This window comes from Methylobacterium sp. SyP6R, assembly GCF_019216885.1.
In the GTDB taxonomy this organism is placed as follows: Bacteria; Pseudomonadota; Alphaproteobacteria; order Rhizobiales; family Beijerinckiaceae; genus Methylobacterium.
The window spans coordinates 3,961,432-3,981,063 of record NZ_JAAQRC020000001.1; the positions used below are offsets into that span (position 1 = coordinate 3,961,432).

16 protein-coding genes are annotated in these 19,632 nt (G+C 67.3%); 2 read left to right on the forward strand and 14 right to left on the reverse strand.

Annotated features, from left to right (window positions below; translation table 11 throughout):
- Nucleotides 1-95: 95 nt before the first annotated feature.
- From bamA to HBB12_RS18300, 9 genes are all read right to left on the reverse strand, one after another.
- On the reverse strand, nucleotides 96-2,636 hold the full coding sequence (gene bamA / locus HBB12_RS18260; protein WP_236990645.1) for an outer membrane protein assembly factor BamA: 2,541 nt from the start codon (nucleotides 2,634-2,636) through the stop codon (nucleotides 96-98).
- A gap of 355 nt (nucleotides 2,637-2,991) precedes the next feature.
- Entirely contained in the window at nucleotides 2,992-4,152 is a 1,161-nt protein-coding gene (gene rseP, locus HBB12_RS18265) for an RIP metalloprotease RseP (RefSeq protein ID WP_236990646.1), read from the reverse strand.
- Between the two features lie 157 nt (nucleotides 4,153-4,309).
- Complete coding sequence (dxr, locus tag HBB12_RS18270; protein WP_236990647.1) at nucleotides 4,310-5,473, reverse strand: 1-deoxy-D-xylulose-5-phosphate reductoisomerase; 1,164 nt, start codon at nucleotides 5,471-5,473, stop codon at nucleotides 4,310-4,312.
- Nucleotides 5,470-6,333 carry a phosphatidate cytidylyltransferase gene (locus HBB12_RS18275; RefSeq protein ID WP_236990648.1) on the reverse strand — a complete coding sequence of 288 codons (864 nt, stop codon included), beginning with the start codon at nucleotides 6,331-6,333 and terminating at the stop codon, nucleotides 5,470-5,472. The genes dxr and HBB12_RS18275 overlap by 4 nt, the downstream gene beginning before the upstream one ends.
- A complete protein-coding gene (locus HBB12_RS18280) occupies nucleotides 6,333-7,040 on the reverse strand; it encodes an isoprenyl transferase (protein ID WP_236992826.1) in 708 nt (235 codons plus the stop codon). Before HBB12_RS18280 ends, HBB12_RS18275 begins: the two co-directional genes overlap by 1 nt.
- A 198-nt stretch (nucleotides 7,041-7,238) precedes the next feature.
- Nucleotides 7,239-7,802 (reverse strand): ribosome recycling factor, encoded by a 564-nt coding sequence (gene frr / locus HBB12_RS18285; protein ID WP_060848115.1) that lies wholly within the window; start codon nucleotides 7,800-7,802, stop codon nucleotides 7,239-7,241.
- 170 nt (nucleotides 7,803-7,972) lie between these two features.
- Nucleotides 7,973-8,731, reverse strand: a complete 759-nt coding sequence (pyrH, locus tag HBB12_RS18290) for a UMP kinase (protein ID WP_236990649.1) — start codon at nucleotides 8,729-8,731, stop codon at nucleotides 7,973-7,975.
- A 225-nt stretch (nucleotides 8,732-8,956) separates the two neighbouring features.
- A complete protein-coding gene (gene tsf, locus HBB12_RS18295) occupies nucleotides 8,957-9,880 on the reverse strand; it encodes a translation elongation factor Ts (protein ID WP_236990650.1) in 924 nt (307 codons plus the stop codon).
- Nucleotides 9,881-10,025: 145 nt separating this feature from the next.
- A complete protein-coding gene (locus tag HBB12_RS18300) occupies nucleotides 10,026-11,075 on the reverse strand; it encodes a 30S ribosomal protein S2 (RefSeq protein WP_236990651.1) in 1,050 nt (349 codons plus the stop codon).
- Nucleotides 11,076-11,489: 414 nt separating this feature from the next.
- On the opposite strand from HBB12_RS18300, the gene HBB12_RS18305 reads away from it, so the two are divergent.
- Nucleotides 11,490-12,818 carry a tetratricopeptide repeat protein gene (locus tag HBB12_RS18305; RefSeq protein WP_236990652.1) on the forward strand — a complete coding sequence of 443 codons (1,329 nt, stop codon included), beginning with the start codon at nucleotides 11,490-11,492 and terminating at the stop codon, nucleotides 12,816-12,818.
- A 154-nt stretch (nucleotides 12,819-12,972) separates the two neighbouring features.
- The gene (locus HBB12_RS18310; RefSeq protein WP_236990653.1) at nucleotides 12,973-14,088 is read left to right on the forward strand and encodes a hypothetical protein; all 1,116 of its coding nucleotides are present in this window, start codon (nucleotides 12,973-12,975) and stop codon (nucleotides 14,086-14,088) included.
- A 162-nt stretch (nucleotides 14,089-14,250) separates the two neighbouring features.
- Here HBB12_RS18310 and HBB12_RS18315 read toward each other — a convergent pair whose 3' ends face one another.
- The 5 genes from HBB12_RS18315 to HBB12_RS18335 all read right to left on the reverse strand — a co-directional run bounded on the left by HBB12_RS18315 (nucleotide 14,251) and on the right by HBB12_RS18335 (nucleotide 19,489).
- Nucleotides 14,251-15,072: a class I SAM-dependent methyltransferase gene (locus HBB12_RS18315; protein WP_236990654.1), complete on the reverse strand. Its 822-nt coding sequence runs from the start codon at nucleotides 15,070-15,072 to the stop codon at nucleotides 14,251-14,253.
- 327 nt (nucleotides 15,073-15,399) lie between these two features.
- On the reverse strand, nucleotides 15,400-15,888 hold the full coding sequence (gene cynS / locus HBB12_RS18320; protein WP_236990655.1) for a cyanase: 489 nt from the start codon (nucleotides 15,886-15,888) through the stop codon (nucleotides 15,400-15,402).
- A gap of 102 nt (nucleotides 15,889-15,990) precedes the next feature.
- Nucleotides 15,991-16,197 (reverse strand): hypothetical protein, encoded by a 207-nt coding sequence (locus HBB12_RS18325; RefSeq protein ID WP_236990656.1) that lies wholly within the window; start codon nucleotides 16,195-16,197, stop codon nucleotides 15,991-15,993.
- Nucleotides 16,198-16,276: 79 nt separating this feature from the next.
- Entirely contained in the window at nucleotides 16,277-17,512 is a 1,236-nt protein-coding gene (gene coaBC / locus HBB12_RS18330; RefSeq protein WP_236990657.1) for a bifunctional phosphopantothenoylcysteine decarboxylase/phosphopantothenate--cysteine ligase CoaBC, read from the reverse strand.
- Nucleotides 17,513-17,518: 6 nt separating this feature from the next.
- Complete coding sequence (locus HBB12_RS18335) at nucleotides 17,519-19,489, reverse strand: potassium transporter Kup (protein WP_236990658.1); 1,971 nt, start codon at nucleotides 19,487-19,489, stop codon at nucleotides 17,519-17,521.
- Between the last annotated feature and the right edge of the window lie 143 nt (nucleotides 19,490-19,632).

Sequence of the window (19,632 nt, forward strand, 5' to 3'; positions counted from 1 at the left end):
CGCGACGGAGGGCACAAACGAAAACAGCCGCGGAGCGATCTGCTCCGCGGCCGTCGATCGAGACGCGGGCGCCGTCGGCGCCCGCCGGATGGGAGTTAGAAGCGCGAGCCGCCCGAGAAGCGGAACGCCTGCGTCTGGTCCTTGCCGACCCGGCCGTAATAGGTGCCGTCGGCGCCGAAGACCTTCTGGCCCTCGTCCTTCGAGAGGGCATAGGCGTAGTCGAAGCGGATCGGGCCGAGGGGCGAGTTCCACAGGATCGACGCACCGACCGACGAGCGGATCGTCTGCTTGTCGCGGACGTTCACGCATTCCGGTTCGACGCCGATATTGAGCGCGTTGAAGTTGCAGCCGCCGGTCGGGCTGAAGCCGTTGATGAAGCCGTCGCCGTTGACGTCGAAGGTGCGGCGGCCCTTGTAGCCGAACAGCGTACCGGCATCGGCGAAGAGCGCGCCCTTCAGGCCGAGATCGCGGGGCAGGCCCCAGATCGGGAACTGCACCTCGACCGAGGCGCCGACATAGGTCGTGCCGCCGATCGCATTCGAGCGGGCATCGGCCGAGCCGACGTCGCGCGGGCCGATGCCGTTCGGCGCGAAGCCGCGCACCAGCGACGGGCCGAGGAAGAACTGGTCGGTGACGCGGAGCGCGTTGCCCTCGGTCGGCAGGACGTGACCGCCCTGGAACTTCACGAAGCCGACGACGTCCTCGTACAGCTCCTTGTAGTACCGGGCCTCGCCGGTGACGCGGAAGAACTTCGAGTCGCCGCCGATGCCGGCATATTCGGGCTTCACCTCGCCGTAGAAGCCGTTGCGCGGCAGCTGCAGGTTATCGAGGGTCGAGTAGGCGAGGGTCACGCCGGCGAGCGAGGTCAGCGTCGAGCCGACCGCCTCCTTCAGCGCGATCGAGGCCTCGCCGTCATAGGCGCAGTTCGGGTACCTCGCCAGCCCGCCGACATTCTGGCCGTTGAGGATCGTGCCCGGGTCGTAGGTGGCGGTGTAGCCCGGGATCGGCACCGAGCAGTCGTTGTACGGCCGCTTCAGGGTGTTCGGGATCTTCAGGTCGGTGTTGTAGATCGAGTAGCGCAGCGTGATGCCGAACTCCTCGGTGATCGGCAGGCCGAGGCGGAGCTGGCCGCCGACCACGTCGGTCACGTAGCGCGAGTAGCGGGTCTGGTCGCTGTACTTGTTGAAGACGTCGAAGCCGGCCGCCAGGCGGTAGCCGAGGAAGTACGGCTCGGTGAACGAGAAGTCGACGCCGCGGGTGTACTGGCCGGCGGTGCCGGCGAGGCGGACATACTGGCCGCGGCCGAGGAAGTTCGACTCCGAGACCGAGACCTCGCCGATGATCCCGTCCGCCGTCGAGTAGCCGCCGGCGACCGAGAACGAACCGGTCGGTTGATCCTCGACATCGATGTTCACGACGACGCGGTCGGGCGCCGAGCCCGGCTCGTTGGAGAACCGCACCTTCTTGAAGAAGCCGAGGCCGTTCAGGCGCCGCTCGGCGCGGTCGATCAGCACGCGGTTGTAGGCGTCGCCCTCGGTGAGGTCGAGCTCGCGCCGCACGACGTAGTCACGGGTGCGGGTGTTGCCGCGGACGTTGATGCGCTCGATGTAGACCTTCGGGCCGTCCTCGACGATGTAGCCGAGGGCGACGGTGCCGGTGGCGCGGTCGCGCTCGCCGGTCGGGCGGACCTGGGCGAAGGGATGGCCGTTGCGCGCCACCGTGGTGGTGACGCCGGTCAGGGTCTTCTCGACGTCCTCGGCGTTGTAGACGTCGCCCACGCCGGTGCGCAGCTCGTCGCGCAGGACGGTGCCGTCGACGCCCGGGATGCGCGAATCGACCGAGACCGCGCCGACGCGGTACTGCTGGCCTTCCTCGACCGTGATCGTGATGATCCAGCCGCCGGCGGCGTCGTCGAAGCGCGAATCGGCCGAGGCGATCCGGAAGTCGGCGTAGCCGTTCTTCAGGTAGTAGCGCCGGATCAGGTCGAGGTCGTTGGCGAGCCGGTCCGGATCGTAGACGTCGGAAGTCTTGACGAAGCTGAGGAGGTTCATCTCCGACAGCGTCATCAGGTCTTTCAACCGGCCGTCCGAATAGACGTGGTTGCCGACGAAGTTGATCGCCTTGACGCCGGTCTTGTCGCCCTCGTCGATGGTGTAGACCACGTCGACGCGGCCGTTCGGCAGATCGACGGTGCGGACCGACACCTTGGCGAGGCCGCGGCCGGCCCGGCGGTAGACTTCGCGGATCCGGTCGAGATCGGAGTTGACCTGCGCCTGGCTGTAGGGCCCGCGCGCCTTCGACTCGACGATGCTCTCGAGCGTCCCCTTCTCGACCTTCTTGTTGCCCTCGAAGAAGACGCGGTTGATCGTGTTGTTCTCGCGCACCGACACGACGATGCGGCCACCGCTATGCGACACGCGCACGTCGGAGAACATTCCGCTGGCGATCAGGTTGCGCCGGCCCTCCTCGGGCGACACGCCGACCACGTAGGAGCGGACCGTCTCCGGGTCGATCCGGGAATTGCCCTGAACGACAATCTGCTGCGCGAAGGCGCTGCCGCTGGCGGCGATGGTGGCGGCCATGACAATGGCGCCCTTCGCCGACGCACGCCGGCGCTTACCCGTCATCGACATCATAAATGGCCCGTCTCATTTTTTGTCGGCGCGGATTTACACCCGCAGACGATCACCCTCTCACAAAGGCGAAGGCCCCTGGTCCTAGCCCCGCTTCTATCGGGAATCCCCGGCGAAGCAAACGCCACGCTCCCGACCTACAGGGATTTTGCCCAGACGTTGCCTTCCTGTCACGGGCGACGGCCACGCTTTCGGCCGCCAGAGTCAGCGCGCGATGAACGCACCGCGGGCGTCAAAGCCCCGGAATGGCACGCATTTTATGAAAATTGGAACGATCTCCGGGAGAACGATCCCCACGAAAAAGGGCCGCCCGCGCGAGCGGGCGGCCCTCTTTGCCGGAACAGGGTTTTCCCGCGCGTCAGGTGCCGCGGTTGAAGGCGGCGCCGATATGCAGGATGTCGTTCCAGGTCGCGAACAGCATCAGCATCAGCACGAGGGCGAGGCCGATGCGGAAGCCGATCTCCTGCGCCCGCTCGCTCAGGGGGCGGCCGCGCACGATCTCGACGGCGTAGAACATCAGGTGGCCGCCATCGAGCATCGGCACCGGGAAGAGGTTGATGAGGCCGATCGACACCGACAGGACCGCGATCAGCCCGACCAGCGCCCCGATGCCGCCGACCTTGGCGGCCTGCCCCGAGACCCGGGCGATGCCCATCGGGCCCGAGAGCTGGTCGGCCGATTCGCGGCCGGTGATCAGCTTGCCGATGTAGTTGAAGGTGCGGTCGACGACGAAGTAGGTCTCGGTGACGCCGATCTTCAGCGAATCGAGCGCGCCGTAGCGCACGAGCTTGACGTCGGCGGCGTCGCGCGGCCCCTGGATGCCGAGCCGGCCGATGCGCTGGGTGCCGAACGGGGTCTTGTCCTCGTAGACGTCCGGGGTTGCTGTGAGCGGCGTCGTGACGCCGCCGCGCTCCACCGTGAAGTCGAGCGGGTCGCCGGCGGCGCCCGAGACGGTGCGCTGCATGTCGGCGAAGTTGTGCACGACGCTGCCGTTGATCGTCAGCACCACGTCGCCGGGCTGGAAGCCGGCGCGCTCGGCCGCGCTGCCCGCCTGCACCGCCGAGACCCGGGGCGCCACCTCGTAGCGGCCGGTGGCGTAGACGGCGCCGGCGAAGACCGCGATGGCGAGGAGGAAGTTCGCGATCGGCCCCGCCGCCACGATGGCGACCCGCTTCCAGACGTTCTGGGCGTGGAAGCTGATCGCGTGATCGGCCGGGTTCATCCGCGCCATCGCGTCCGGATCCGGCACGCTGGCACCGTTCATGTCGCCGACGAACTTGACGTAGCCGCCGAGCGGGATCGCCGAGATCTTCCAGCGGGTGCCGCGACGGTCGTTGAAGCCGACGAGCTCGGGCCCGAAGCCGATCGAGAAGCTGGTCACCCCGACGCCGCACCACCGCCCGACCAGGAAATGGCCCATCTCGTGGATGAACACCACGACGGTGAGGACGAACAGGAACGGCACGATGTAGCCGAGCAGGTTCGTCGTCGCACCGCCGACGACGTTGAGCAGATCCATGGTCACCTCGATGCGGCGCGGCGGGCCCTCCCTGGCCCGCTTCGCGGCCGCCTTGCCGATCCCGCACCATACAGAGTCCGGTGGCACGGGAACAGAGCACGAAACGATCGTGCGTTACCTTGACGGAAGGCCTGTGAATGGATTGCCTTGGTGGCGCTCACGCGGCGAGGGCCGCCTCGCTCCAAAGCCGCACCTCGGCGTCGATGGCGAGCGCCTCCTCGACATCGGCGGGCGCCGACGGAAAGCGCGATGCGAAATGCTCGCAGGCCCGCTCGACCAGGGCGGCGATGTCGTAGAAGCGGATTTTTTCCGCGATGAAGGCCGCGACCGCGATCTCGTTCGCCGCGTTCATCACCGTCGGCTGGGCGCCGCCCGCGGCGAGCGCGGCCTTGGCGATGCGCAGGCAGGGGAAGCGCTCCTCGTCCGGGCGCTCGAAGGTCAGGCTGCCGACCGCCGCGAGGTCGAGGGGCTTGCCGCGGGCGATCGACAGGCGGTCGCCCAGGCCCAGGCAATGCGAGATCGGGACCCGCATGTCGGGGACGTAGAGCCCGGCCGTCACCGCGCCGTCGCGCCAGGTCACGAGGGCGTGGACGATCGATTGCGGATGCACCACCGCGTCGAGCCGCTCGGCCTCGATGCCGAACAGGTGATGGGCCTCGATCAGCTCCAGCCCCTTGTTCATCAGGGTGGCCGAGTCGATGTTGATCTTCATGCCCATCGACCAGGTCGGGTGGGCGGCGGCATCCGCCGCGCTCGCAGCCGCGATCCGCTCGCGGGTCGCGGTCCGGAACGGTCCCCCTGAGGCGGTGATGGTCATCCGGGTGATGTCGTCGATCCGGCCGGTGCCGATCGACTGCTCAAGCGCGTTGTGCTCGGAATCCATCGGCAGGAGGCGGGCGCCGTATGTCTTGGCGTCGCGCATGAAGGCGTCGCCGGCGCAGACCAGGCTCTCCTTGTTGGCGAGCGCCACGGTGCGGCCCTGGCGGATCGCCGCGCAGGTGGGCGCGAGGCCCGCCGCCCCGCTCACCGCCGCCACCACGAGGTCGGCCTCGCGCGTTGCCGCCTCGATCACCGCCGAGGGGCCGGCGCCGCAGGCGATGCCGGAGCCGCCGAGCGCGTCGCGCAGGGCCGGCAAGCCGTCGGGATCGGCGATCGCGGCGAATTCGGCGTTCAGCTCGCGGGCGACGCGGGCCAGCGCCTGCGCGTCGCGGCCGCCCGCCACGGCGCCGACCCGGAACCGGTCGCGGTGCTGGTCGAGCAGGTCGGCGGTGGAGCGCCCGATCGAGCCGGTGGCCCCCAGGACGGAAACGGTGAGGGTCATGGCTGTCCCGTGAGAGTGAGGCCGACGAGCAGGAGGCCGGCGAGGAGGGCCACGGCGAAGAAGCCGTCGAGGCGGTCCATCACGCCGCCATGGCCCGGGATCAGGCGGCCGGAATCCTTGGCGCCGTAGGCGCGCTTGAGGGCCGATTCGGCGAGGTCGCCGCCCTGGCTCATCACCGAGGCGAGTGCCGACAACGCGCAGGCCAGCGGCAGCGACAGGGCCTCGGTGGCGCCGAGATGGCGCGCGCCGGCCGCCACCGCGCCGCCGACGATCGTCGCGCCGACGAGCCCGCCGCAGAAGCCCGACCAGGTCTTCTTCGGGCTCACCGCGGGCCACAGCTTCGGCCCGCCGAGCGACCGGCCGGTGAAGTAGGCGGCGATGTCGGTCGTCCAGACCACGCCGAACAGCCAGAGCGGGCCGGCGAGCCCGATGCGGGGATCGTCGCGCAAGAGCACCGGCACCAGGGCGACGACGAGGGCGCAGGCGAGGCTCGCGGGTGCCCAGATCCGCCCCGAGGCCGGCCGGGCGAGGAGCGCGAGGAGAACGAGGCCGAGAACGGTCGCAGCCGCGAGCCAGGCCGTGGATACCGGAAGCCGTGACCCCGCCACCACGCCGAGAAGCACGAGCCCGGCGATGGCGAGCAGCGGCCGGTGCGGCGCGGTGCGGGTGATGGCGAGCCACTCGCCCACCACCGCGAGACCGGCGAGGAACCAGACCACCGCGAAGATCCAGCCGCCGTTCAGCGTCGCGCCGAGGACCAGGAGACCGAGGACGATACCGGAGACCGTGCGGGCGCCGAGTTCCGTCGCGGGCCAGGCCGGGCGGCCCGTCCCGGGGGCTTTCAGACGATCGTCCGCCATCACCCCGCCCGGGCGCTGAGGCCGCCGAAGCGGCGGTCGCGGCTCTGGAATTCGCCGATCGCGGCGAGGAAGGTGGCGTGGTCGAAGTCCGGCCAGAAATCCGGCACGAACACGAATTCCGAGTAGGCGGTCTGCCAGGTCAGGAAGTTCGAGACCCGCTGTTCGCCGGAGGTGCGGATGACGAGGTCGGGATCGGGGATGCCATCGGTGTCGAGGGCGCCCGTCAGCGCCGCGGCGTCGATCGCGTCGGGTGAGAGGCGTCCCTCGGCGACCGCCCGGGCAAGCGTCTGCACGGCGCGCAGGATCTCCTGGCGCCCGCCATAGTTGAACGCCACCACCAGGGTCAGCTTGGTGTTGCGGGCGGTGCGCTCCTCGGCCTCGCGCAGGAGGCCGGCGATGTCGCCCGGCAGGCCGTCGCGCTCGCCGATGATCCGCACCCGCACGCCGTTGGCGTGCAGGTCGGCGAGGTCGCGGCGCACGAACAACTTGAGCAGGCCCATCAGGTCCGCCACCTCGGCGGCGGGCCTTCGCCAGTTCTCCGAGGAGAAGCTGTAGATCGTGAGGTAGGGAATCCGCAGGTCGATCGCCGAGCGCACGGCGCGGCGCACCGCCTCGACCCCGCGGCGGTGGCCCTCGACCCGCGGCAGCCCGCGGCGCGCGGCCCAGCGGCCGTTGCCGTCCATGATGATGGCGACGTGGCGCGGCATCGCCCCGGGCGGGGCGATGCCGCCGGCCGGAGTGGGGCAGGGCGCCGAACGGCCCTGGTCCAAGGAATCCTGGCCCTGGCCTGCCCCCAGCAGGGTCACCGTCTCGCTGTCGCCTGCCATGCTGGCCCCGACCCCGGCGGAGCCGCCCTGCGGCTCCGCGCTCCCCACGCGCTCTTGTCCGTCATGCCGGCCTGGATCTCAGACCTGCATGATCTCCTTCTCCTTGGAGGCCAGGGTCTGGTCGACCTCGGCGATGTGCTGGTCGGTCGCCTTCTGCACCTGGTCGGCCTGGCGCTTCTCGTCGTCCTGGCTGATCGCGCCGTCCTTCTCGAGCTTCTTCAGGAGATCGAGGCCGTCGCGGCGGACGTGGCGGACCGCCACGCGGGCCTCCTCGGCGTATTTGTGCGCGACCTTGACCATCTCCTTGCGGCGCTGCTCGTTCATCTCGGGGATGCGCAGGCGGATGGTCTGGCCTTCGGTCATCGGGTTGAGGCCGAGGTCGGATTCGCGGATCGCCTTCTCGACCGCCGCCACCATGCCGCGGTCCCAGACCGAGACGCTGAGGAGGCGCGGCTCCGGCACGCTGATGGTGGCGACCTGCGCCATCGACATCGCGGCGCCGTAGGCGTCGACCTGGATCGGGTCGAGGAGCGAGGGCGTGGCGCGGCCGGTGCGCAGCGAGCCGAGATCGTGCTTCAGGGAATTGATCGCGCCCTGCATGCGCCGCTTGATGTCGTTGAGGTCGAAGGAGGGTGTGGCCATTCCTGCGCGTCCCGAGGCGTCTGGAGGAGAATGGGAGTGAGGGCGCGCCCGTGCCGGGGCCGCCCTGATCCGGCTTCAATGAACCAAAACCCGACCTGCCGCAAATCGTTACGAGCGGCGATCGTCCGGGTTCGGCGCCTTGCGGCGCCACCGTTACTGGGATCGGCGCCTTACGGTGCCACCAGAGTGGAGCGTGCCGCACCGGTGAGGATCGCCGTCACCGAGCTCGGCGCGTGGACCGAGCCGACGATCAGCGGCAGGCCGCCGTCGCGGGCGAGCGCGAAGGCGGCGGTGTCCATCACCTTGAGATCGCGGGCGATCGCCTCGTCGTGGCTCAGGCGCTCGTAGCGCACGGCGTCCGGGTTGGTCTTCGGATCGGCGGAATAGACCCCGTCGACCTGCGTCGCCTTCAGCACCGCGTCGCATTTCAGCTCGGCGGCGCGCAGCACCGCGGCGGTGTCGGTGGTGAAGTACGGGTTGCCGGTACCGCCGGCCAGCACCACGACCTGGCCCTTGTCGAGGTGGTGCAGGGCGGGCTGGCGGGCATAGGTCTCGCAGATCGTCGGCATCGACACCGCCGACATGGTGCGGGCGGTGACGCCGGCGGCGTTCAGCGCCGTTTCCAGCGCCAGCGAGTTCATCACCGTCGCCATCATGCCGAGCGAGTCGCCGGTGGCCCGGTCGATCCAGCCCGCCGCCGAGACCCGGGCGCCGCGGATCACGTTGCCGCCGCCGACCACGAGCGCGATCTGGAAGCCCTTCTCCACCGCCTGGACAATATCGTCGGCGAGCGAGGCGAGGGTCGGCGGGTGCAGCCAGTAGCCGTCGGGCGCGGCCAGCGCCTCGCCGGAGAGCTTCACCAGCACGCGGCGGAAGCGGGTCGAGCCTTGCTCGGGCAGAGGCTGGTCCGACGACGGAAGTTCGGGCATGGGCGCTCCTCTGGCCGCCCGCGGGGACGGCTGTCGGCGTCAGGTGTCGTTACGAGTCGGCCGGGTTCTAGCCTGTCGTTCCCGGCCCGTCGAGGCGCCGGCCCGCCGGAATCGGCAGGGGCCGGGCGCTGGGACGCGGGCACGAAAAAGGGGGACCCGCCGGGCGGGTCCCCCTCTCTCGACCTTCACGTTACGCGCGAGTCGGGCGATCCGCCCTTGAGGCGATCAGCCCTTGGCGGCCGCCGCGACCTCGGCGGCGAAGTCCGGGGCCTCTTCCTTCTCGATGCCCTCGCCGAGCGCATAGCGGACGAAGCCGGTGAGCTTCACCGGGCCGCCGGCCTTGCCCTCGGACTCCTTGAGCACCTGCGAGACGGTCTTCGACGAGTCGTGGACGAAGGGCTGATCGAGGAGGGTGACCTCCTTGTAGTAGCTCTTCAGGCCGCTCTCGACGATCTTGGCCAGCACGTGGTCCGGCTTGCCGGCGTTCTTCTCGCGCAGGATGTTGCTCTCGCGCTCGACCGTGGCGGCATCGACGCCCGAGGCGTCGAGCGCGACCGGGTTGGTCGCCGCGACGTGCATGGCGATCTGGCGGCCGAGCTGGCTGAGGACGGTCACGTCGCCGGCCGATTCGAGGGCCACGAGCACGCCGATCTTGCCGAGACCCTCGGAGACCTGGCCGTGGACGTAGGACGCGATCACGCCCTTCTCGACCGAGAGCTTGGCGACGCGGCGAAGCGTCATGTTCTCGCCGATGGTGGCGATCAGCTCCTGCAGCTTGTCCTTCACCGTGGTCTCGGCGCCCGGGAACTTGGCGGCCTCGAGGGTCTCGATGTTGTCGCCGGCGGTGAGCGCCAGCTTGGCGGCCTCGCGGACGAAGGCCTGGAAGCCGTCGTTGCGGGCAACGAAGTCGGTCTCGGAGTTCACCTCGAGCACCGCGGCGTGGTGGCCGGCGGACTCGACCGCGACCAGGCCCTCGGCGGCGACGCGGCCGGCCTTCTTGGCCGCCTTGGCGAGGCCCTTCTTGCGCAGCCAGTCCACGGCCGCCTCGAGGTCGCCGGCGGTCTCGTTGAGGGCCGACTTGCAGTCCATCATGCCCGCGCCGGTCTTCTCGCGCAGCTCCTTGACCATCGCTGCCGTGATGTTGGCCATCGTGGGATCCTCTCGATTGGCGCCCCGGCGCCACTCATCGGCGGCGCCGGTCGGCGGATAAAGGGAACCCGGCGCCGTGGCGGCGCCGGGCTTTGAAATGTCAGGTCCGCGGGACAACGCGCCCCGCATGCGATCCGTGCCGGCGTTAGGCGGCCGCGGCGGCCTCGACGAAGCCACGGGCCTGGTTCACCCAGCCGTCGCGCTCGAAGCGGCCGTTGAGCTTCAGCTCGCCGTCGACCTTGGCGATGTCGTCGGCGGACATCGCGGCGATCTGCCAGTAGTGGTAGATGCCGGCGTCGTTGAGCTTCTGCACCAGCTGCGGGCCGACGCCCGTGAGCTTGGTCAGGTCGTCCGGCGCGCCGCGGGGGGCGGCCAGCAGCTCGAAGGGCTCGCCGACATACGGCTCGGTGACGTCGACCGGGACCACCTCGGGCTCGTTGGCGAGCGCCGGCAGCTCCTCGGCCATCGGCTCCTCGGACTCGCCGAGGTCGATGCCGAGCGCGCCCTGGCCGCGCGAGATGCCGTCGATCGCCGCGCGGGCGACGAGGTCGCAGTAGAGCGCGATGGCGCGGCCGGCATCGTCGTTGGCCGGGACCACGTAGGTGATGCCGTCCGGGTTGCAGTTGGTGTCGACGATGGCCGCCACCGGGATCTTGAGGCGGTTCGCCTCCTTGATCGCCAGCTGCTCCTTGTTGGTGTCGATCACGAACAGCAGGTCGGGCACGCCGCCCATGTCCTTGATGCCGCCGAGCGCCTTCTCGAGCTTGTCCTTCTCGCGGGACAGCATCAGGCGCTCCTTCTTGGTGAGGCCCTGGCCGCCGCCGGAGAGGGTCTCGTCGACCTTGCGCAGGCGCTGGATCGAGCCCGAGATGGTCTTCCAGTTGGTCAGCGTGCCGCCGAGCCAGCGCGAGTTCACGTAGTACTGGGCCGAGCGCTTGGCCGCGTCCGCGATGGTGTCGGCCGCCTGGCGCTTGGTGCCGACGAACAGCACCCGGCCGCCCTTGGCGACGGTGTCGCTCACCGCCTGCAGCGCCTGGGCGAGCGCCGGCACGGTCTGGGCGAGGTCGATGATGTGGATGTTGTTGCGGGTGCCGAAGATGTACGACTGCATCTTCGGGTTCCAGCGGTGCGCCTGGTGGCCGAAGTGCGAGCCGGCCTCGAGCAGCTGGCGCATGGTGAAGTCGGGAAGGGCCATGGTCTTTGTTCTCTCCGGTTGTCACCGCCGCGGAGGAAGCGACCGGCGCCAGAGGCTGACGTGCCAAAGGGCCGGCCACCGGAAACGCCTCATTCAGGCATGAGGCCGGCTCCGCGTGTGGGATGGGCGGGCCTTTATCCGATCGGGGGTGGGATGGCAAGGTGAAGCGGGGCGACGGCGGCCGGTGCAGATTGCAGCCCTATCCCCGGCAGGCTACTCTCGCGATGGTGGCATTCTGGAGAGTGTCGGCCCCGTGCGGCCGTCCGTCGGCGCCGGGGTTTTGCAATTCGTCATTGTTCGCGCGAGCGCGTCTGGGCTATTCGGTCGCCGCACGGCTGCTCGCGCGCGGACCGAGATCCGGCCACAGCCGGGCGTGAGCATCGAGCATCTTACGAGGCGAGGCAGGCGGCTTTCATGACGTTTCAGTTCTGGCGCGATGCAGAGGCAGCCCGTCACGACAGGGCCGCGCTCGCCGAGGTGGCGCGCCGGGTCCTCTACACCAACTTCGCCTCTGCCGACGAGATCGCGGCCGCCCGGGTCGTGCAGATCGGGATCCTGGCGCGCGACGCCGGCCTGCGTGCGGAGGCGCTGGCGCTCTTCGACCGCATGGCCACCATCGCTCCGTCCGACATCGCGTCCAGATACGAGAAGGCCGTGCTCTTCCTGCACGAGGGCAGCCACATCGAATGTGCGCAGGTGCTGCGGCAGATCCTGGCCCATCATCCGCACGAGGATCGAACCAACCTCATGGCGGCGCGGGTCCTCCATGCCCTCGGGGCGCATGGCGAGGCATCGGCGTGCCTCGACCGCATCCCGCTCCAGGGAAGGCCTGACCGCGCGGAGTGGGAACGGCAGATCCGCATCGTTCACGATTTCGGGCGCTACGTCGCCGCCTTTCCCAGGATACAGGCCCTCGGGATGGCCGAGCGGATCGAGCGCTCGCCGACCCATATTTCGGTCGGGACGCTGGCGGAGCGGATCACGGCGGCCCTCGAGAGCCGGTCGGGCTTCAGCCTCGTCCGCGCCGGTGACGGCGAAGGGGCGTTCGCGTTCCTCGGCAACGAGGACGAGGCCGAGTACGCGCATCTCTATGTGCAGAATCGGCTCGACCGTGCCCGGGTGTGGTTCGCCGACACGGTCGATCCCACGCAACATCCCTTCCTCGGCGAAGCCTTCAGGATCACGGACGTCATCCGCGACGCCGACGTCGCCGGCATGCCCTACCCGAACTGGATACGCCACGAATATACGATCCTGAGCGTGACCGGCATCTCGTCGCTGACCAACCTGCTTCGGATCGAGCGCCGCCCCGACGCCGCGACCTGCACGCAGATGATCCATGTCGAGCTGCACAACACGAAGCTGCTCTACAAGATCATGCAGTCCCAGAAGGAAATCGGCCTGATCTCCTGTCATCCGGGCCTGCCGGAGCGGTTGAAGTCCGTCCTGGGTTACAAGGCCGTCGACTATCACCACGTGCCCGGCGAGAAGGGCCACAGCCATCTCCTCAGCGAGGAAGCCGTGGCGGGAAGCCACTGGCCGGAGCGCTACCCGCAGATCATGGATGCGCTGTCCCGACCCCTGGACGGGAGGCTCTACATCGTGGCGGCAGGCCTGCTCGGGAAGTTCTACTGCGACCGGATCAAGAAATCGGGAGGAGTCGCGCTCGATGTCGGGTCGATCGCCGATGGGTGGATGGGATCTCGGACGCGGCCCGGGCTGGAACAGCTGAGCATCGGCTGAGGATATGCCGACCGCGGCATGGTGGTGAGGCTGGATCGCTCATCGCAAAGATCGGGTGGCCTGGATCGGGTCATCGATCCAAAGCGATCGAGAGAGTGACGCGCGGATCCGGCCGTGGCGCCTCAACGAACCGAGACGAGACGGAAAATCCCCTATGAAGGCGCTGATCGTCGGAACGTCGAATTGCTTGTTGGAGGGAGGGTTCAAGAACGCCATCAACGAGTTCTTCGGACCCGAGAACGTCACCAATCTATCGCTCGGCGCCTCGTCCGGAACTTTTTTGGCATTGTTCAGATTGATGGAAGGAGTTGATTTTCAGAGCTACGATTATGTATTCTTCGACTCCCTCGTCAACGAGCAGTGGCAATTCGCCAGCGGACGCTGTCCGAGCTACCTGTGGCAGGTTGCCAGGATGTTCTATGGATCTTTGCCCGCCGGCGTTACCTACGTCTACGTTGGCTTCTGCGCCCAACCGTTCTTCACGACGGGGAATCCGATCGAGCTCCTGCATCGGTCGCTCTGTGGAGAATTCGGAATCAACTTCGTCTCGTTCCGTGATGTGCTGAATGAGTTCATCGTGTCGAACGCTCTGACGAGCGACAGCATCTATATCGCATCCGATCCATCGCACTTCATTCTGCCGATCGTTCGACGCTTGACAGGTGAGATGTTGCAGAGACTGGACCTGCTGAGCGCAAAGACACAGCGCGGTCGCGATATCAAAAAATACCTGTTTATTGATAATGTTGTCGATCAGGCTCCGAATCGAAAGGTTTATCAAACCTCTCTACGGAGCATGGAGTATGGTATCTTCGAGAATGGATCTCGGATCAAGCTTCGGTCCGGTACATTGCTCGGCTTCGATCACTGCGAGTTGGACACCGAAGCGTACCTGTGGGTGTATGGCCGGCATTTCTTGCAGAAGGCCCTGCATTTCCGCGTCGACAAGCCTTGGATGAAGATGGCCTCGTTCAACCGGGAGGTTCCCTGTCTCGACGAATCGTATGCCGTCGTCAGTGCCGAACCCTATGCCGGTATCCCCGTCGAGCACACCGACGGCACGGTGCCGCTGGAGGCTCCGATGAGCGGACAGGCGAAGATATCGAATATGTTTTATTCGAAATTGCAAATTTCCGATATTCTGACTCTCGTCGAGCTCGACCGGGCTTCTCGCATCGAATTTTATCGGGATAATATGTGCAGGTCGCTCGTCGATCATATGAGAGAGCATCGCGACGAATTTAAGAGCCTCGCCCGAAGCACGAACTGACGTCGTTCGTCGTTCCACGGCCGATGATTGTGCCGGGTGGCGCTGTATCCTTCTCGATGCAGCGCCTGCTGCCACGGCCATGAGAGGCACACCTCGCCGGTTGCCGGGAGCGTCAACCGGCATCCCGGGAGAGTCTATGGAGTGGGGGCCCGGGACGGGCGGTTACAGCGCGCCGCTGCCCTGACGTGGATCGGGCTTCCTGATGTGGAAGGTCATATGAGCGGAAAACATAAGACGAAACAGGTTGGCGTCTCGGACCGAAAGCCCCATTCGATCTGAGAAATCTTTGAACAGGCGGTCGATATTATTGTCTCTTCTGAGCGTTTCGGATAGTGAATTTTCATCGCTGCCGCTCGTCACGACGAGGAGTCGTCTCGCCATCCAGGTAAAAACGTCGTAACTTGGATAGATCTTCTCGAGCCGCAACCCGGCGCGCTGGCAGGCCAATTTCAGCCCGTACGGAGTGAAATTGAACATCGAATAATCATGGATCTGCTCAAGGTAGCTGACGGCACCGACCAAGGCTCCGCCCGGCTTCAAAACCCTTTCGATCTCTCCGAAAGTTTTTCCAATGTCCTGGATATGCTCGAAGACTTGAAATGAGTAGACAACATCGAATGATTCTCTCTCGTAGGGCAGAGTGAGGCCGTCATAAAAATCAATGCGCCCATCGGATAGGGCTTGGTCTCTGACCTGATCGGCCATGCCCTCCAGATAATTTACGCCGCGCCACAGATATCCAAGATTTTCGATCCAGCGTCTGGATCCGCCGGTGCCGCAGCCGAAATCGAGTATCAAGTTTCTGTCCGGCGCAACAATGGCGCGTAAAATGTCTTCAGGCGCTTTTATGAGAGTGCTATCTTGGTCGACAACGTCGCCGAGCTGAGCTGTGAAAGATCCATCCGTGGCGTAGCCGGTGCCGCTTTGAAGAATGCCCGCAATGAGCGTCTCCAAAACAAGTGCTGCAGAAATTTCACTGCGCATCGTATGTCCCCGTTTGAGAGTATAAATAACTCTCTTGTATTGTTTTTTTTAATATTGGGATCGTTTCTGATTTTTATTGAATTCGAAGGGCGCTGTCAACGTAAAGGGCCAATCGCGGAATGTGGCGTAAAAAAGTCATCGCGCGTTGGCGAGAGAGAACGAATAATAAATTCTGTGATATAAAACGAAAGACAGATGTCTATATACATGTTTATAAATTTTAACTATAATTAAATAAAATATAAAATAAAAAAATGCTTGCCGGGATGTGGGCTATGCTCGGATACATGCCTTCCGCGCGCTATCGCCATCCCGGCAGAGCGTCGATCATTCTTCTTTGAAACCGTATTCGGCCACGCCTTCCTCGTTGCCGTAATACTTGTAGGGTAGGAATTTTCCCGACATCTGCAACTTGACTCGGTCGCCCTTGTTGTTGGACTCGCGCTCCATCGTCATGTTGAAGTCGATGGCCGACATGATGCCGTCGCCGAATTCCTCCTGGATCAGCTCCTTCCAGGTGGTGCCGTAGACCATCACCAATTCGTAGAAGCGGTAGATCAGCGGGTCGGTCGGCGGCATCTGGGGAATCGAGCCGCGATAGGGGGCCTCGTTCAGCATCCGCTCCTCGGCCGCCGAGAGGCCGAACAGCGCAGCGGCCTTGGCGGCCTGCGCTTTGGGCAGCTTCATCTGGCCGAGGCAGGCGGCGGTGATCAGGATCGGCGAGATCCCGCCGATCTCGTCCTGGATGTGCTTCCAGGTCCAGCCCTTCTCGCGCTTGATGTCGAGCAGCTTTTCCGTAAGATCTTCGCGCTTCATGGGCTCTCCCCCTGGTGACCGAACCCGGACGACGATCGCCGACCGGATCTCGGTAGCGATGGGGCAAGGGGCGTGCCAGCGGGGCGGAGGCGACCGAATGCCCTAGCGCCGCTGCTCGCACAACGTCTTCACGTAGGTCCCGGCCTCGGTGCCGCGGCCCGATCCAGCCGCCATGGCGGGGCCGAGCAGCATGCATTCCTGCGGCGAATGAGCCGGCTGAGTGATCACGTCCTGGGCTGTGGCGCGGGTGCAGTCCTTCGCCGCCAGGGAGGAGGCGCAGATCAGCGTGACGACGAGGATGGTGGGCAAGGCGGCCTCCCGGCGGGGAAGGCGGTGAGATAATGCCGGACACGCCCGCGCCAACCATCGCTCCCGGCGATATCTTGCCTCAGGGAGAGGGCGCGAGGGCAGCGAGACGCGCGACGAGGCGGCGCGCCACCTCGTCCTTGGCCAGGACCGGCCAGGTCTCGAGGCCGCCGTCGCGGCCGATCAGGTGGACGCTGTTGCGGTCGCCCCCCATCACGCCGGTCGCGGCCGAGACGTCGTTGGCGACGATGAGGTCGCAGCCCTTGCGGGCGATCTTGGCCCGGGCATGGGCGATCACGTCGGTGGTCTCGGCGGCGAATCCCACCACCAGGGGCGGGCGCCCCTCGCGCCGCTGCGCGATGGTCGCCAGGATGTCGGGATTCTCGGTGAGCGCGAGGGGAGGGGGCCCGTCCGGTCCCTTCTTGATCTTCTCGTCCCCGAAGGCGGCCGGGCGCCAATCGGCGACGGCGGCGGCGAAGACCGCGATGTCGGCGGGCAACGCCGCCTCCACCGCCGCCAGCATCTCGCGGGCGGTCTCGATCCGCACGACCGTGACGCCCGGGGGATCGGGCAGGGTCACGGGACCCGAGACCAGGGTCACCCGGGCGCCGGCTTCGGCGGCGGCGGCGGCGATGGCATGGCCCTGCTTGCCCGAGGAGCGGTTGGCGAGGTAGCGCACCGGATCGATCGGCTCGTGGGTCGGCCCGGAGGTGACGAGGAGGTGGCGGCCCGAAAGGGGGGTCGACTTCTGAGGCCTGGCCTCCTGCGGCCCCGCCAGCAGGGCTGCCACCGCGTCGGCGATCTCGTCCGGCTCGGCCATCCGGCCGGGACCGGTCTCGGCCTCGGCCATCCGCCCCGTATTGGGCCCCACTATCCGGACGCCGTCGCCCTCGAGCAGGGCGAGGTTGCGCTGCGTCGCCGGGTGCAGCCACATCCGCACGTTCATCGCCGGTGCGATCAGGATCGGCAGGGTCGTGGCGAGCAGCACCGTCGAGGCGAGGTCCGGCGCGTGCCCGCCGGCCATGCGGGCCAGCGTGTTGGCGGTGGCGGGTGCCACCACCACCGCGTCTGCGTCGCGGGCGAGCTTGATGTGACCGATATCGGCCTCGTCGGCCCGGTCGAACAGGTCGGTATGGGCGCGCTGGCCGGACAGGGACGCGGCGGCGAGCGGCGTGACGAATTCCTGCGCGCCCTTGGTGAGCACGCAGCGCACCGCCGCGCCGCGCTCGCGAAGGCGCCGGATCAGGTCCAGCGACTTGTAGGCCGCGATGCCGCCCCCGATGACGAGGAGGATCCGTTTGCCGTCGAGCGCGCCCATGCCCGGCTACACCGTCACCTGGGTTCCGACCTCGACCACGCGCCCGGTCGGGATCTGGAAGAAGTCCGTCGCGTCGTTGGCGTTGCGGGCGAGCGTGATGAACACCCGGTCCTGCCACAGCGGCATGCCGGACTGCGCCGCCGGGCGGATCGAGCGCCGCGACAGGAAGAACGACGTCGCCATGATGTCGAACTTGAAGCCCTGCTTGCGCAGGAGCGCCAAGCCCTTCGGGATGTTCGGCGATTCCATGTAGCCGAACTTCATCACGACCTTCCAGAAATGCGGGCCCATCGGCTCGATCCGGACCCGGTCGGCGTCGTTGAGGCGCGGCAGGTCGATGGTCTTGACGGTGAGCACGACGTTCTTCTCGTGCAGCACCTTGTTGTGCTTCAGGTTGTGCAGGAGGGCCGCCGGCGCGGTCTCGGGATCGCTGGTGAGGAACACCGCCGTGCCGCGGACGTGGTGCGGCGGGCTCTTCTCCAGCATCGCGACGAGCTCGGTCAGCGGCACGTCGGTCTTGCGGGTCTTGTTGAAAAGGATGGTGACACCGCGCACCCAGGTCCACATCAGCAGCACGAGGCAGCCGGCGAGCAGCAGGGGCATGTAGCCGCCCTCGAACACCTTGAGCAGGTTCGAGGCCAGGAACAGCAATTCGACGGCGATGAACGGCACCATCACGGCGCCGGCAGCCAGCGGCGACCATTTCCACACCCGCCACAGCACCAGGAAGGCGAGGCCGGCCGTGATCAGCATCGTGCCGGTGACGGCGATGCCGTAGGCCGAGGCGAGCGCCGAGGAGGAGCGGAACAGCACCACCAGGATCACCACGCCGATCATCAGCAGGGTGTTGATCTGCGGCAGGTAGATCTGGCCCGAATGCGACTCGGAGGTGTGGCGGATCTCGAGCCGCGGCAGCAGCCCCAGCTGCACCGCCTGGCGCGAGAGCGAGAAGGCACCGGTGATCACCGCCTGGCTGGCGATGACGGTGGCGGCGGTGGCGAGCAGCACCATTGGCAGCAGGCCCCATTCGGGGACGAGCTGGTAGAACGGATCGGTCGTGTCGGGGTTGGCCAGCACCAGGGCGGCCTGGCCGAGATAGTTGACCGCGAGCGCCGGCCCGACGAGGACGATCCAGGCGGTCTGGATCGGCCGGCGGCCGAAATGGCCGAGATCGGCGAACAGGGCCTCGGCCCCGGTCACCGCCAGGAACACCGCGCCGAGCGCCACCAGCGCGCCGGTGCCGTGGCCGAGCAGGTAATGCACCGCGTGCCAGGGATTGAGCGCCCACAGCACCTGCGGCGTGCGGGCGATGTGCGGCAGCGCTGCCAGCATCAGCACCGAGAACCACACCAGCATGATCGGGCCGAAGAACGTCGCCATCCGGGCGGTGCCCCGGCTCTGTACCAGGAACAGCGGCAGGATGATCGCGATGGTGATCGGCAGCACGTAATGGTCGAGGGCGGGGGTGACGAGCTTCAGGCCCTCCACCGCCGACAGGACCGAGATCGCCGGGGTGATGATCGCGTCGCCGTAGAACAGGGCGGCGCCGAACAGGCCCAGCATGAACACGATGTGCGAGCCGCCCAGCGCCTTGCGGGCGAGCGCCATCAGCGAGAGGATGCCGCCCTCGCCCTTGTTGTCCATCTGCAGGAGCAGCAGGACGTACTTGATGGTGACGATGAGGACGAGCGCCCAGAGCAGCAGCGAGACGGTGCCGAGGACCTCCTCGCCGGTGAGCACGCCGTCGGCCCGGCCGGGCGTGAGCGCCTCGCGGAACGCGTAGAGCGGGCTCGTGCCGATATCGCCGTAGACGACGCCGACCGAGCCGAGAAACAGGGTCCAGAAGCTCGCCTTGGCGTGGCCGTGGCCCTCGGCCTCGTCGACGCTGCCGGCCTTGGTCGGCGGGCCGCCGCTCTGCGGGGTGAGGCTGTCGGGCGGCGCGGCGGGGCCGTCCGTGGGTGCGGCTGACTGTGTCATGTCTGATCGGGGATGCGCCCGCGGGCGGCCGGGATTGCCGCCAAGCGCGCTGATGAGCAGGGTGGCGGGCTCGAATCCTAAACCGGCCCGGCGCGTCCGCCGGGCCCGAATGTGGCAAGATTGTAGCACGGGCCCGGAGGGGC